The sequence below is a fragment of the Kitasatospora sp. NPDC059803 genome, assembly GCF_042732255.1.
Classification (GTDB): domain Bacteria; phylum Actinomycetota; class Actinomycetes; order Streptomycetales; family Streptomycetaceae; genus Kitasatospora.
In genome coordinates, this window is sequence record NZ_JBHWIJ010000236.1 from 1 (window position 1) to 13,706 (window position 13,706).

12 protein-coding genes are annotated in these 13,706 nt (G+C 75.0%); 10 read left to right on the top strand and 2 right to left on the bottom strand.

Annotated features, from left to right (window positions below):
- Positions 1-216 precede the first annotated feature (216 nt).
- From ACFV6I_RS29360 to ACFV6I_RS29400, 9 genes are all read left to right on the top strand, one after another.
- Positions 217-1,626: a sensor histidine kinase gene (locus tag ACFV6I_RS29360; RefSeq protein ID WP_380428529.1), complete on the top strand. Its 1,410-nt coding sequence runs from the start codon at positions 217-219 to the stop codon at positions 1,624-1,626.
- Positions 1,578-2,243, top strand: a complete 666-nt coding sequence (locus ACFV6I_RS29365) for a response regulator transcription factor (protein WP_063347646.1) — start codon at positions 1,578-1,580, stop codon at positions 2,241-2,243. The genes ACFV6I_RS29360 and ACFV6I_RS29365 overlap by 49 nt, the downstream gene beginning before the upstream one ends.
- 201 nt (positions 2,244-2,444) lie before the next feature.
- Complete coding sequence (locus tag ACFV6I_RS29370; protein ID WP_380428531.1) at positions 2,445-4,082, top strand: DUF2637 domain-containing protein; 1,638 nt, start codon at positions 2,445-2,447, stop codon at positions 4,080-4,082.
- Positions 4,083-4,234: 152 nt separating this feature from the next.
- The gene (locus ACFV6I_RS29375; protein ID WP_380428533.1) at positions 4,235-5,524 is read left to right on the top strand and encodes a DUF6986 family protein; all 1,290 of its coding nucleotides are present in this window, start codon (positions 4,235-4,237) and stop codon (positions 5,522-5,524) included.
- A 111-nt stretch (positions 5,525-5,635) separates the two neighbouring features.
- A complete protein-coding gene (locus tag ACFV6I_RS29380) occupies positions 5,636-6,292 on the top strand; it encodes a YigZ family protein (protein WP_063347643.1) in 657 nt (218 codons plus the stop codon).
- 124 nt (positions 6,293-6,416) lie between these two features.
- Positions 6,417-6,731 (top strand): cupin domain-containing protein, encoded by a 315-nt coding sequence (locus ACFV6I_RS29385; protein WP_079135597.1) that lies wholly within the window; start codon positions 6,417-6,419, stop codon positions 6,729-6,731.
- 268 nt (positions 6,732-6,999) lie between these two features.
- The gene (locus ACFV6I_RS29390) at positions 7,000-8,907 is read left to right on the top strand and encodes a hypothetical protein (protein ID WP_380428535.1); all 1,908 of its coding nucleotides are present in this window, start codon (positions 7,000-7,002) and stop codon (positions 8,905-8,907) included.
- A gap of 114 nt (positions 8,908-9,021) precedes the next feature.
- Positions 9,022-10,752: a restriction endonuclease gene (locus ACFV6I_RS29395; protein WP_380428537.1), complete on the top strand. Its 1,731-nt coding sequence runs from the start codon at positions 9,022-9,024 to the stop codon at positions 10,750-10,752.
- 328 nt (positions 10,753-11,080) lie between these two features.
- Positions 11,081-11,809 carry a ZIP family metal transporter gene (locus tag ACFV6I_RS29400; RefSeq protein WP_063351112.1) on the top strand — a complete coding sequence of 243 codons (729 nt, stop codon included), beginning with the start codon at positions 11,081-11,083 and terminating at the stop codon, positions 11,807-11,809.
- 75 nt (positions 11,810-11,884) lie between these two features.
- Here ACFV6I_RS29400 and ACFV6I_RS29405 read toward each other — a convergent pair whose 3' ends face one another.
- Positions 11,885-12,454: a MarR family winged helix-turn-helix transcriptional regulator gene (locus ACFV6I_RS29405; protein ID WP_380428538.1), complete on the bottom strand. Its 570-nt coding sequence runs from the start codon at positions 12,452-12,454 to the stop codon at positions 11,885-11,887.
- 167 nt (positions 12,455-12,621) lie between these two features.
- Between ACFV6I_RS29405 and ACFV6I_RS29410 the strand changes: the two genes are divergently transcribed.
- Positions 12,622-12,954 carry a DUF2218 domain-containing protein gene (locus ACFV6I_RS29410; RefSeq protein WP_063347639.1) on the top strand — a complete coding sequence of 111 codons (333 nt, stop codon included), beginning with the start codon at positions 12,622-12,624 and terminating at the stop codon, positions 12,952-12,954.
- Here ACFV6I_RS29410 and ACFV6I_RS29415 read toward each other — a convergent pair.
- Positions 12,927-13,706: phosphatase PAP2 family protein (locus ACFV6I_RS29415; RefSeq protein WP_380428539.1), on the bottom strand; the 780-nt coding region annotated here is incomplete at its 5' end. The two genes, ACFV6I_RS29410 and ACFV6I_RS29415, sit on opposite strands and share 28 nt — an antisense overlap.

The window sequence follows — 13,706 nt, forward strand, 5'->3', positions numbered from 1 at the left end:
GGACGCCGCCGAACAATCATTCACAGAGAACCCCCATCCGGGAAACCGGATGGGGGTTCTCTGCATTTCCAGACAATCTCAACAATCCGCTCGGGCTATGTCCACCCGCAGGTGGTGCTAGGACCACCTCGCAATTGGGGTGGCATGGCCAGTGCCTGGAGCGGGTCGTTCGTGAACACTTGTGGAGGACGATCGAGACCGGCATCAGGAGCTTCGGTGGCAACAGCGAGTCGAACGAGCGGCGCGACGGTGCGCGCGCAGACCGAGGCGGCCGTCGCCTCGGGCGGCCAGGGGCTGGCGCGGCTGGCTCTCCTGGTGGTGGGCGCGGTGCCGGGGCTGGTGCTGCCGGTGGGGGCGGCGATGGCGGCGGGTGGGGTCACGGCCTCGGTCTTCCAGGATTCCTACTACCCGGTGGTCCTGTTCGGCCTCGCGGTGGCGGCCGTCGCCGGCGCCCTGGTGGCGGCTCTGTTCGTGCGCCGCACGGCGAGCCGGACGCGCCAGCAGCTGGAGCGCTGGTACGGCATCCGCCTGCCGGCCGTGTACCAGCCACGGCCCGCGTTGGAGCTGGACGAACGCGGGCACTGGTGGACGGGCTACTCGTACCACCGCTCCCGGATGGTCGCGAAGTACGCGCAACTGCTGCACTGGGGCGCCCGGGACCGGACGACCCGGTCGGAGGTGGCCTGGCTGGCCATCAGCCCCGCCCTGGTGGTGGCGCTGGCGGGCCCGGTGACCGTCCTGATGGTGCTGGGCGTGGCCTGCATCCTGACGCCGCTGTCTGTGGACGGGTTCGGGCCGGTGCCCGCACGCCTGGTGTCGGTCCTGCTGAGCGCCGTGCTCGGGCTCGGCATGGTGGCGGTCGGGGTGCTCGTGGCGCCGTACGCGGTGCGGGGGTACGCCGAGGCGGCCCGCCGGGTGCTGGACCAGGACGGCCGGGCGACGCACGCCCAGCTGACCAGGCGGGTGGCCGAGCTGACCGAGACCAGGGCGGACGCGGTCGGCGACCAGGCGGCGGAGCTGCGGCGGATCGAGCGGGACCTGCACGACGGCGCGCAGGCGCGACTGGTCGCGATAGGGATGACGCTGGGCACGATCGAGCACCTGATGGACACCGACCAGGCGGCCGCCCGGGAACTGCTCTCCGAGGCGCGGCAGTCCTCGGCCCGGGCGCTCCAGGAGCTGCGGGACCTGGTCCGCGGCATTCACCCGCCGGTGCTCGCCGAGCGTGGACTGGGCGACGCCGTGCGCGCCTTGGCGCTGGACAGCGCCCTGCCGACCGAGGTGTGCGTGAGCCTGCCGGACCGTCCGCCGGCGCCGGTGGAGGCGGCGGCCTACTTCAGCATCTGCGAGCTGCTGGCCAATGCGGCCAAGCACTCCGGGGCGGAGCAGGTGTGGGTGGACATCCTGTACCGGGCCGGGCTCCTGCGGATCACGGTGACGGACGACGGGGTGGGCGTGGCGGATCCGTCCCGGGGCACCGGCCTGCGCGGGATCGAGCGGCGATTGGGTACCTTCGACGGTGTCCTCGCCATCGACAGCACGTCGGGCGGTCCGACCACCATCACCTTGGAGCTGCCGTGCGAGTTGTCCTCGCCGAGGACCTCTACCTCCTTCGCGAAGGCCTGATCCGACTGCTGGAGGCGCACGGTTTCACCATCGCCGCGGCCGTGGAGACGGGCCCCGAACTGCTGGAGGCGTTGCTGACCCACCGGCCGGACGTGGCCGTGGTCGACGTCCGGCTGCCCCCGACGCTCACCGACGAGGGGCTGCAGGCGGCGCTGAAGGCCCGCAAGGAGATCCAGGGCTTGCCGGTGCTGGTGCTGTCGCAGCACGTTCAGCAGCTGTACGCGCGCGAGCTGCTGGCCGACGGCACCGGCGGGATCGGATACCTGCTGAAGGACCGGGTGTTCAACGCCGACCAGTTCATCGACGCGGTCCGCCGGGTGGCGGCCGGCGGAACGGCGATGGACCCGGACGTGATCGCGAAGCTGATGCAGATCACCTCGCGTCGGCCCGGCCCGTTGCTGCGGCTGTCCCCGCGCGAGCGCGAGGTGCTGGAGCTGATGGCCGAGGGCTGCTCCAACTCGGCGATCGCCGCCCGCCTGGCGGTCAGCGACGGAGCGGTGGCCAAGCACATCGCCAACATCTTCACCAAGCTCGAACTGGCCCCCGCCGAGGACGCCAACCGCCGGGTGCTCGCGGTGCTGACCTACCTCAACGGAACGGCCGGGCCGAAGGGCTGACGATCCGCCCGGTCCACGGCGGGCGGGTCGTCAGCCCCGGACGGTGACACGCCAGGCTGCGGAAACGCTGAAACAGGTGTACGAGTAAACTCCGGTGGGCCGAGCCCGGAGGTCGCTCAGCCGTCCGGCGCCCCGACAAGCGGGAACCGGCAGCCGAGGCAGCGTACGGCAGCAGCCGACATCCAGGGGTTGATAGACGTAATGGCACGCCCAACGCTCACCAAGGCCCATCGGGGCCTGCTCGGCCTGGTCGCGGCCGGCGCCTGCATCATCTCGGGCATCGGCTTCGCGGGCTCGTACAACGCGGTGCGCGAACTGGCCCAGGAGAAGGGCTTCGGGGCCTTCTCCTACGCCTTCCCGATCGGCGTCGACGCCGGCATCGTCGTGCTCCTCTCGCTCGACCTGGTACTGACCTGGCTGCGGATTCCCTTCCCGATGCTGCGGCAGACCGCCTGGGTGCTGACCGTCGCCACCATCGCCTTCAACGCGGCCGCCTCCTGGGGCGATCCGCTCGGCATGGGGATGCACGCCGTCATCCCGGTGCTCTTCGTGGTCGTGGTCGAGGCCTCCCGGCACGCGGTCGGCCGGATCGCGGCGATCACGGTCGACCGGCACATGGACTCGGTCCGGATGATGCGCTGGCTGCTCTCCCCGGTGCCGACCTTCAAGCTCTGGCGCCGGATGAAGCTCTGGGAGCTGCGCTCCTACGACGAGGTCGTCCGGCTGGAGCAGAACCGCCTGGTCTACCGGGCGCAGCTGCGTTTCCGGTACGGCCGCGGCTGGCGCCGCTCGGCGCCGATCCAGGCCCTGCTGCCGCTCAAGCTGGCCAAGTACGGGGTGCCGCTGGACCCGGCGCTGTTCGACCGTCTGGACGAGGAGGCGCGCGAGCGCGAGGCCCGGGAGGCTTTGGCGGAGAAGGAGGCGCTGGAGCTCCAGCGGCAGGACGGCCGTGCCGCCACGGCCATCGCCCCGGCCGAGGCCGCCGCCCCCGCGGCTCCCGTCGCCGCCGCCCCCGCTTCGGCCCGCCCGGAGCCGGCCCGGCAGGCGCAGCAGATACCGCAGGTCCAGCCTCAATCCCAGGCCCAGGCTCAGACCCACGTCCAGCCCCAATCCCAGGCCCAGGCTCAGACCCACGTCCAGCCCCAGCCCCAGCCCGAACCGGCCGCGGCCCCGGCTCCGGTCGCCGTCGCGCCGATGTCCGCCGAGGTGGCCGCGCCGATGCTGGCGAAGCTGGCAGCCGTCCGGCTGCGTGCCGCGCAGGAGCCGAACGGCGTGGCGGAGGAAGCCCCGCAGCCGCACCGCGAGGAGCTGAACGTGTGGACCGAGCGCCCGGTGCGCACCACGGGCCACCCGTCCGACGCCGCCCCCGGCGGGCGGGTGCCGGGCCAGGCCTCGCCGTGGTTCAAGCCCCCGCGTCCGGTCGCCGAGGAGCCGGTCCTCCCGCAGCAGCCCCAGGCCCAGGTCGCCCAGGAGGCGGGGTTCGCCGCCGAGCCGCAGCCCCGTCACCTGGGGCAGCCCCTTCCGGCTGGGCAGCCCGCTCCGGCCGAGCAGCCCGTCCACGGCGAGCAGTTCGTTGCGGCCGAGCAGCCACCCGTCCACGACGAGGAGTCCGCGCCGCGCTCGGCCCCGTCCCGGCTGGATCCGGACCTGGCCTATGACGCGCTGGTCAGCTACATGGACAACCACGAGCACCAGCCCGACCCGCAGCGCCTCGCCGAGTGGCTGACCAAGCAGTACGGCGTCACCGGCAACCGTCCGGACGGCTCGGTCCACCCCAAGGACGTCGCCGAGCTCTACCCGCAGCTGCGCGACCGCTACGCCGCCGCCGGGAGGGACTGACCAGGGCCGCCTCGGCCGGACGCCCCGTGGAACGTTCCTCCGTCGAACGCTTCTCCGTCCACCGCTCGGTCGGCCGTTGACGCCCGATCCGGCCGGAGCTACCTTCTCCTCAACAAATTGTTGAAGTGCTGGTCCGGCGTGGAGGAGTGCGGATGTCGCAGGTCGAGGTCGACGGTAACGGACCGACGGGCGGGGCCTCCTTCTCCGCCGCCGCCCGCGCCGCCGTGGAGGCGCTGCTCGCCCCGGTCGACGCCGACCTGGCGCGCCGCTACCCCGGCGACACCGGTACCAGGCAGCCGGTGCACACCGTCTACGTCCCGGCCGACGCCTTCGCCGCCGACACCGTACGGGAGTGGGGCCGCCAGGCTCTGGAGGCCTTCGACACCCACGCCGGCACCCCCGCCGAGCTGGCCCGCGCCCTCGGCCTGGCCGACGACGAGCTGCTCGCCGACGTGCACGCCCGGGTCCGCGCCAAGCTGGAGCGCGAGCCGGTCGAGGACCTGCGGATCGACTTCGAGGACGGCTACGGACCCCGCCCGGACGCCGAGGAGGACGCCGCCGCCGTCCGCGCCGCCGAACTGGTCGCCGCCGCCGTGGCCGAGGATGCCGCGCCGCCGTACCTCGGCATCCGGATCAAGTGCATGGAGGCGGCCGTCCGTGACCGCGGCATCCGCACCCTGGAACTGTTCCTGGCCACCCTGCTGGCCGGCGGCGGCCTGCCGGACGGCCTGGTCCTCACCCTGCCCAAGGTGACCTACGCCGAGCAGGTCACCGCGCTGGTCCGGCTGCTGGAGGACTTCGAGTGCCGCGCCGGGCTGCCCGCCGGCCGGATCGGCTTCGAGATCCAGATCGAGACCACGCAGGCCATCCTCGGCCCGGACGGCCGGGCCACCGTGGCCCGGATGATCGAGGCCGCCGAAGGCCGCGCCACCGGGCTGCACTACGGCACCTTCGACTACAGCGCCTCCTGCGGCGTCAGCGCGGCCCACCAGAGCATGGACCACCCGGTCGCCGACCACGCGAAGGCGGTCATGCAGGTGGCCGCAGCCGGCACCGGCGTCCGACTCTCCGACGGCTCGACCAACGTCATCCCGACCGGCTCCACCGAACAGGTGCACGCCGCCTGGAAGCTGCATCACGACCTGGTCCGCCGCTCGCTGGCCCGCGCCTACTACCAGGGCTGGGACATGCACCCGGCGCACCTGCCGACCCGCTACGTCGCGGTGTACTCCTTCTACCGCGAGGGCCTGGCGGCCGCCGCAGCCCGGCTGGCCGCGTACGTCGCCAAGGCGGGTGGCGACGTGATGGACGAGCCGGCCACCGCCCGGGCGCTCAGCGGCTACCTGCTGCGCGGCCTGGACTGCGGCGCCGTCGACCCGGCCGAGGTCACCGCGCTGACCGGCCTGGACCGCGCCCGGCTGGACGCCCTGGCCGGGCGCTGACCCCGCGACCGGCCGACGAAGCCCGGCCAGGGCCTAGGCTGGCGGTGCCGCCCCGGGACGCCCGGGGTGTGCGCCGCCAGCCGTCGCCGTTTCCGGGAGAACCACCGCGTCATGTCCGCCACGCCGGAACCGACCGCCAGGCCGTACCTCACCATCCGGCGGGCCGGCAGCCACGAGACCGAGATCAAGAAGTCCCGGTTCATCTGCCACCTCGCCCGGGTCGCCGACGAGGAGGAGGCGCAGGCCTTCATCGCCGGCATCCGCAAGCAGTACTGGGACGCGCGGCACAACTGCACCGCCTTCGTGGTCGGCGACGAGCAGCGCCGCGAACGCTCCAGCGACGACGGCGAGCCCGGCGGCACCGCCGGGGTGCCGATGCTGGAGGTGCTGCGCCGGCGCGGCCTGACCGACACCGCCGCCGTGGTGACCAGGTACTTCGGCGGCATCAAGCTCGGCGCGGGCGGCCTGGTGCGGGCGTACGGGAACGCGGTGTCCGAGGCGGTGGACGAGATCGGTCTGCTGGAGCGGCGGCCGGTGGCCCTGCTCGCGGTGACGGCCGACCACGTGCGCGCCGGGCGGGTGGAGAACGACCTGCGGGCGGCCGGCTACACGGTGAGCGACCTGGCCTACGAGCCGGCCGGGGTGCGGATCGAGGTGGGCGTACCGCAGCCGGAGGTGTCGGCCTTCCACGCCTGGCTGGCCGAGGCGACCGGCGGTACCGCCGTCGCGGTCCCGGCCGGCCGGACGTACGTCGAGGTGCCGGTCTGATGCCGGAGCAGGCGGGCGGCGGCGCTTTCGGCCACCTATTCGGCCAGATCGCGGCCGATCCGTTTCGGAGCCTTGCGGGGCGTGCCTAGCCTGGTCCGGTCGTCGAGCAGGAAGCCGCCCCGAGATGCCCGTCGTCCAGACCGTCACCCTGCCGCCGGGGGCCAGCACCGGCTGGCACTACCACCCGGGCCGGGTGGACGTGGTGGTGCTGTCCGGGACGCTGACCCGGACCCTGCACGACGGCCGGGTCGAGGTCAGCCGGGCCGGGGACTCGCTGGTCGAGGAGGCCGGACCGGTCCACGTCCACGTGGGGCGCAACCTCGGGGACGAGCCCGTGGTGCTGATCGCGAGCTACGCCGCCCCGGCCGGTTGCCCGTTGGCGGTGCCGGTCGCGGAGCCCGCGTGGAGTCGCAGTGGCGCCCGGCCCGCCGAGGCCTGACCTGCTGAGGCCTGACCAGGGCTGCTCCGGCGCTGTCGCCCGTGCCCCGTCGCCCGCCGTCCGCCGTCCGGCGACGAGGGGGCGGGCCCGGGAGCCGCGCCACGCGGTGCACGGCTTGAGCAGATTCACCCGAACGTATTGACGTGGCCCGGAGTTGGAACTTCCGCTCCGGGCCGTGGCGTTTCCTGGGCAAGGATCCGGCCGAACCGGACGAATAACCCATCGATGGAGGACACCAGACCCCACCCCGCACCACGGAGGTATGCGCATGACCTCAGACCGCTTTTCGTCGCCCGCCGGCGCCGACCTGACCGGCCCCGCGACGCCCTACCGGATGACCGTCACCACCACCCTCCCGCACCGCGAGGCCGTCGCCCTGGCCGACGAGCAGCTCGCCGCCTGGCTGAAACAGGAAGGCTGCGAGGAGCCCCCGCCGGCTCCCCGTGCCCTCACCGGGCCGCCCCCGGCCGGACCGGCCTCGACGGGGACGCCTCCAACCCGACCGAAACCGCCCGAACTGACGCCCCCTGGGCTGACGACGTCCGGACCGACGCAGTCCCGATCGGCCCCCGCCGCCGAGCGACTGCGCCTGGGCGACCGCGTCCTGCTCGACCGCGACCAGGGCCCGCTGCGCGGCGGCCCGGCCGCCGGCCGCTACGACCGCCGGCGCCTGCGCACCCCGACCCCGCACGGCACCCAGCAGCTCACCCTGACCGTGGCCACCGCGGCCGACGGCCCCACCTGGGTCCGGCTGGAGGCCGAGACGCACAGCACCGGCAACGGCGTGCGGACCCCTTGCCGGGTGCCGGTGCCCGAACTCGCCCGCACCCTCCTGCCGCTGCTCGACGCCACCGACGGCCCGGCCGCAGTCCACCCGGCCCCCCGGGTGATCACCGCCGGCGAGGTCGACGGCCTGATCGACGAGCTCTGCGACCCGGAGCGCCGGCTGCCCGTCGTGGTCGCCAGCGTCCCGGTGAACCTCCCGCTCGAACGCTGGGTCGAGGACGTCGTCCGCCCGCTCTGCCACCAGCTGCCCGGCCTGGCCACCGCCTACGTCCTGGCCCCGGGCGCCCGGACCGGGTTCAACGTCGCGCTGGAGTACCACAGCGTCTACGGCGGAGCGGTGCGCACCTACCTGCCCGAGGTCGACCCCGCCTCCCGGTGCGACGGCGCCCGGCACCCGGTGCTCGCCCGGGGGCGAATAGAGCAGGACCTCCGCCGCGCGGCCGGGCTGCTCGCCCGCGAGCCGCGCCGGCTCGCCGCCGACCTGCCGCTGCCGCCCACGCTGGCGGCCGTCCCGGTGCTGCGGGTCGCCCCGGCGCCGCCCCGCGCGGCCGTCAGCCCGGCCGGAGACCCGGCCGCCGCCCGCGCCGAGCTGGCCGCGCTCGTCCGGGAGGAACAGCAGGACCGCGCCGAGCAGCAGGCCAGGGCCGACGAGCTGGAGCGGGTCCGGCGCACCCTGCGGCACGAGCGCCGGGACAACCGGGTGAGTCGGGACAGCCGGGACAAGCAGGACGGCCGCGAGGGTCATGAGGGCCGCGACCGTCCGGAGCTCCGCGAGCGCCACGACGGCCGGGACGGCCGGGACGGCCACGTACGGGCCGGCTCCCGCGCCCTCACCGGGCGCCACTGCATCCTCCAGGGCGCCGCCGGGCACTTCGCCGCCAAGCCGTCCGCCCGGCCCGGAAAACCGGAGACCTTCACCGAACTCATGGCCAGGATCGACGAGTTCACGCTGTTGACCTTCACCGGTGACCAGAAGAACGCGCTCGCCCTGGACGGGCTCCGGTGCTCCGGCGCGGGCTGGGCCCGGCTCGCCTGGGACGGGCTGACCGCCCTTCAGGAGTACGCCGAGGCGGCGGTCCGCGGCGCGGCCGGCGGCGACTTCAAGCAGTGGTGCGAGCACACCCCGGAGGGCTGCCACCACTTCCCGCCCCGCAAGGCGGTGCGCGGGGAGTCCCGGACGGTGTTCAGCCACACCAAGTGGAAGCGCGAGCGGATGCTGCCCGTCCCGGAGAGCGTGGACGCCTCCCGGCGCGCCTTCATGGGCGCACACCTGCGGATCGGCGGCGGCCGTACCGCGCCTCGGCTGCACTACCTGGACGACTGCTCGGGCAGTGGCCGGATCTATGTCGGCTACATCGGCCTGCACCTGACCAACACCCGGACCAACTGAGAGGCTGGGCTGACCACTGCCGCCCGTTCGGTGGACAATGTCCGGCAGGGGCGGGCCGCAGGGTCGCCGGCCGCCCCGGGCAGGCGCCGGACGAGCATGGGGGAACGACGACCGATGCAGCACTCAGCAGACGGCCAGCCCGACGGCACCGCCACCGTCCAGTTCCCCCGGCCGGGCTTCCTCGCCTCGGTCTTCAGAGAGTTCAACACCGACCAGGGCCAGGGCCAGGGCCAGGGCCAGGGCCAGGGCCAGGGCCTGGACCCGGACGCCGCCGACCCCGGCCCGGCCGCCCCCGGTACGCCCGGTGACGGCATGCCCGGTGACGGCGCGTCCGGTGGTGGCGGGTCCGGCGACGGTGCGTCCGGCGACGGCCCGGCCGAGCCCGAGGAGTCCATCGCCGCCCACGGCCGGGCCGCCGCCCTGACCCACCACCGCACGCTCACGGTCCAGGCCGAGCACGACCGGCTGGCCGACCTGCTCCGGCGGGCCGCACTGCCCGTCTCGGCCATGGACTTCGAGAGCCAGCTGCGCCACTACGAGCCCCGCCCCTACCCGGCCGACGGGCCGCAGACCGGCAGCGAGGCCGAGCCCCGCTGGGCGGACTTCGCGCCCGCCGGGCCGGCCACCGCCGACCCCGACGGCGCCCCGGCCCGTCGCCTGCTCGACTCCGGTTACCAGCGCGAACTCGCCCAGGCCCGGCTGGCCCACCAGCGTTCCCTGCGCGAGTGGCGCACCCGCCGGGCCGAGGCCGACAACCCGGCCGCAGACGAGTCCCGGCGCGTCCACGAGGCGGCCGAGGAGGCCCGGGCCCGCGCCGTGCGCGAGTACAACGAGAGCCTGGAGGAGTGCCGACGGGCCTACCGGCTGTCCGAGCCGGCCGCCGTGGAGTCACTGCTGGAGCGGGCGCTCGCCGCGGCCGAGACCGCCATCCAGGACCTGCCCGCCCCCTGCCGGGCGGTCTTCCGCCCGCTCACCCGTACCGCCGTGCTGGACCTCGACCTGCCGCCGCTCGACCTGGTGCCCTCGCTCACCGGCTACCGGCTCGCCCCGGACGGCGATATCGTCCCGGTCCCGCGCCCGCCGGCGGACCGGGCCACCGACTATCTGCGCCTGGTCGCCCGGCTCGCCCTGCGCGCCCTCCAGGCCGCCGACGCCGTCGACACCGACGAGATACTCGCGGGCGTCGTGCTCAACGGCTGGCTGCGCGAGCCCGGCACCGCCGAGCCGCTGTGCCTGGTCAGCGTGGACGCCGACCGCGACGCACTGGCCCGCACCCGGCTGCTGCCGCCCGCCACCCCGTACGAGGAGCGCGACGACGAAGGCGTCTACGCCGACGCCGAGCAGGACGAGGCGCTCGTCCGGCTGCGCCAGCTCGGCGCCGCCGTCACCCCGGACCCGTACGGCCGCGTGGGCGTGCAGCCCGCCGCGCAGGCGGGTGCCGCCGTACCGGCCGCACCCGACCTGTCCGCGAACGAGTTCGCCCAGCTGGTGCGCGACCTGCTCACTCGCGGCGGGCTCGCCGAGTGGAGCGTGCGGCTGCGCGGCCCGGCCGGACTGGTCGCCACCGGCGAGGGGGCCCCGGGCAGTGCGCTGCCCGGCCGCTGGGTGGTCTGGGCCTCCCGGGGCGCCGCGCCGGTCAGCGCGGAGGAGATCGTCACCCTGGCCGAGGCCGTTCAGGAGGAGTCCGCCGAGCGCGGCCTGCGGCTGACCACCGGCCGCTTCGCCGACGAGGCCCTCGACCTCACGGGCGAGGAGAGCCACCGCCACATCCACCTGGTCGACGGCGACGGCGTGAGCGAACTCGCCCGCACCCACCTCGGCCTGCCCCTCGCCGCAGGCCGCTGACCCCACCTCCGGTCCCCGCCCCCACCCTCGTCCCCGTCCCCGTCCTCGCAGCTCACCCCGACGGACCGCCCGGCGGGCGCGCCCCCGCACCCGACCCGAGGCTGGGGAACGGGCACCGGCGGAGCAGCGGCACCCCGGGCGATCACCGTCGAACGGTCGTCCGATACGGTCGGCGGTCGGCCCGGCCACGGGCGGACCCCAGGGGGAGAGGAATGGGCAGAGCGCCCGGCAGACCACACGGCGGCACCCGCCGGCGCCCGCACAGCGGATCGACCCACCCGGAGGCGGCCCGGTGACCGCCGTCCTGGTCGCCGCCGGGGCGTTCCTGATGACCCTGATCGGCGGCTTCGTCGCCCAGCGCACCGGCGACCGCCGCCACCTCGTGCTCGGCTTCGCCGCCGGCCTCATGCTCGGCGTGGTCGCCTTCGACCTGCTGCCCGAGGCCATGCGCCAGGCACCGGACGAGGTGCACGGCGTGCCGCAGGCGCTGCTGATGTTCGCGGTCGGTTTCCTCACCATCCACGTGGTCGAACGCGCGGTCGCCATCCACCGCGGCCACGAGAGCGAGTACGCCGAGCACACCCACGGTCACCAGCACGCGCACGCCCACCACGCCGGGCGCCAGGGCGTCGGCCTGACCGCCGCGCTGGCCCTGGTCGGGCACAGCGTGATGGACGGCTTCGCGATCGGCGCCGCCTTCCAGGCCGGCACCACGGTCGGAACGGTCGTCGCCATCGCCGTCGTCGCCCACGACTTCGCCGACGGCTTCAACACGTACACGATCACCCGGCTCTACGGGAACAACCGGCGGCGGGCGCTGACGCTGCTCGCGGCGGACGCGCTGGCCCCGGTGTCCGGCGCCGCGATCACCCTGGCCTTCACCATCCCCGAGCACCTGCTCGGCCTCTACCTCGGCTTCTTCTCCGGGTTCCTGCTCTACCTGGCGACCTCCGACATCCTCCCGGAGGCCCACAGCCCGCACCCTTCCCGTAGCACCCTGCTCTGCACCGTCGCCGGGGTGGGGTTCATGTGGCTGGTGATCGGCCTCGCCACCTAGGGGCAGGGCAGGCCGGGACGGGCCGGGACGGGGTCTAACGCGGTGGGCCGCCCAGCGCAGCCGACCGCTCCCGCGTCACCGCGCTGCGCCCGGGGGCGCCGTCCGCGGTGGTGGACCGGCTGCGAGGAAGCGGGCCTCGGCGGCGCGCAGCACTCGCAGCAGCACTTCCTGCTCGTCGGGACCGACCTCGCCGAAGTACTCCTGGGCCACCTCGTGCCGGACCTGCCCGATCCGTTCCACCGCTGCGCGGCCCGCCTCGGTCAGCAGGATCCGGACCGCCCGCCGGTCGGCCGGGTCGGGTCTGCGCTCGACCAGGCCGGCCTCCTCCAGTGCGTCGACCACGGTGGTCGCCGAGCGCGGGGCGATGTGCAGCCGCTCGGCGAGGTCGCTCAGCCGCATCGCGCGGTCCGGCAGCTCGCAGCCGGGCGCGTGGGCCAGGGTGTTCAGCGCCCGGGCCTGGCCGGGGGTGATGCCGTACGGCTCCAGCCGCCACCCGGTCTGCCGACGGATCCGCTTGATCGCCCTGGTCATCGTGTCGGCCAGCTCGGCGGCGGTGTCCGAGGCCGCGTCCGAGGCGGTCGCCTCGGCAGGGGTGCCGGGCGGGCCGGGGGAGGGGTCCGCCGGGTCGGTCGGCGTGGTGGTCATCGGCGGTCTCCTCGGCAGGCGTCCGCCCCAGGGTATCGGCCGGTCCGGGGCCGGCGGCCGACAGCGGACGGCACCCGGAGAAAAATGTTGAGCTTGGCTCAGTACCTGGGTTAGCGTAGCCCCAACTGAGGGGACCCTAAGTTCCCTCCCCGGATCCTGGAGGGCCCGTGCCCCGCTCCGAAGCCCGCGTCACCACCGACCGCCCCACCCGCTACGCCAAGCAGCTCGCCGCCCACATGGGCCGCAAGATCGAGGCCACCTTCTCCGAGGAGACCGGCCGCGGCACCCTGGTCTTCGGCGCCGGCACCGCCACCCTGGAAGCCCGGCCCGACGCGCTGCTGCTCACCGTCGAGGGCGAGCGGGAGAACCTGCCCGGTCTGGAGGACGTCGTCGGCCGCCACCTCGTCCGCTTCGGCGCCCGCGACGAACTCGTCATCGAATGGCACCGCGACAACGGCGAGACCGGCCTCGTTCACCGCAACGACGACCCCGAGGCCTGACCGCCGCCGCCCCCGCCGCCCTGCCGGGGCAGCCACCGGGCCAGCCCCCACAGCACCAGGGCGGCCAGGCACCAGCTGGCCACCACGTCCAGCAGCCAGTGGAAGTCGCTCCACACCAGCCCCGCGCCGACGCCCACCGCCAGCAGCACCGCGCCCGCCGTCAGCAGGCGCGCCGCCCACGGCCCCGCCACCCGCACCAGCAGCAGCGCCGCTACCCCGTACGAGAGCGACGCGGTGGCGGTGTGCCCGGACGGGTACCAGCCCCACTGCCCCGGCGTCAGCGGATCACCGAGCGGGCCCGGCCGGGCGAACGCCGCCTTGGCCGGCACCACCAGCAGCGGGATCAGTCCGGCGGTCAGCGCCGCCACCGGCAGCGGCAGCCACCAGCGCCCCGCCGCCCCCGTCCGGCGCCACCGCCACGCGGCCAGCACGCCGGCCGCCAGCAGCACCGGGATCGCGGGCACGCTGTCGCCCAGGTCGGACAGGATCTGGCCCAGCTGGTCCAGCAGCGCGCTGGGGTGGTCCCGGTGGGCGCTCCGGACGGCTCCGCGGACCGAGCGGTCCCATCCGAGCAGTGGGCCGTCCGCCGCCACCTGCCACGACACCAGCAGCAGGACGACCGCCGCCGTCAGCGGCACGGCCACCGAACGGGCCACCCGGCCCGGAACGCCGGACAGCCGCCCCGGAGCAGGGGGGAGAGCTCCGGGGCGGCTCTGATGATCGCCGTGCCGTGCGCCCCGGGGGGGGTGGGT

Bases quoted from the DNA above. Each gene is read 5' to 3' on its own strand.
- ACFV6I_RS29370 (WP_380428531.1), top strand. From the start codon at position 2,445: ATGGCACGCCCAACGCTCACCAAGGCCCATCGGGGCCTGCTCGGCCTG.
- ACFV6I_RS29375 (WP_380428533.1), top strand. From the start codon at position 4,235: ATGTCGCAGGTCGAGGTCGACGGTAACGGACCGACGGGCGGGGCCTCC.
- ACFV6I_RS29380 (WP_063347643.1), top strand. From the start codon at position 5,636: ATGTCCGCCACGCCGGAACCGACCGCCAGGCCGTACCTCACCATCCGG.
- ACFV6I_RS29385 (WP_079135597.1), top strand. From the start codon at position 6,417: ATGCCCGTCGTCCAGACCGTCACCCTGCCGCCGGGGGCCAGCACCGGC.
- ACFV6I_RS29390 (WP_380428535.1), top strand. From the start codon at position 7,000: ATGACCTCAGACCGCTTTTCGTCGCCCGCCGGCGCCGACCTGACCGGC.
- ACFV6I_RS29395 (WP_380428537.1), top strand. From the start codon at position 9,022: ATGCAGCACTCAGCAGACGGCCAGCCCGACGGCACCGCCACCGTCCAG.
- ACFV6I_RS29400 (WP_063351112.1), top strand. From the start codon at position 11,081: ATGACCCTGATCGGCGGCTTCGTCGCCCAGCGCACCGGCGACCGCCGC.
- ACFV6I_RS29405 (WP_380428538.1), bottom strand. From the start codon at position 12,454: ATGACCACCACGCCGACCGACCCGGCGGACCCCTCCCCCGGCCCGCCC.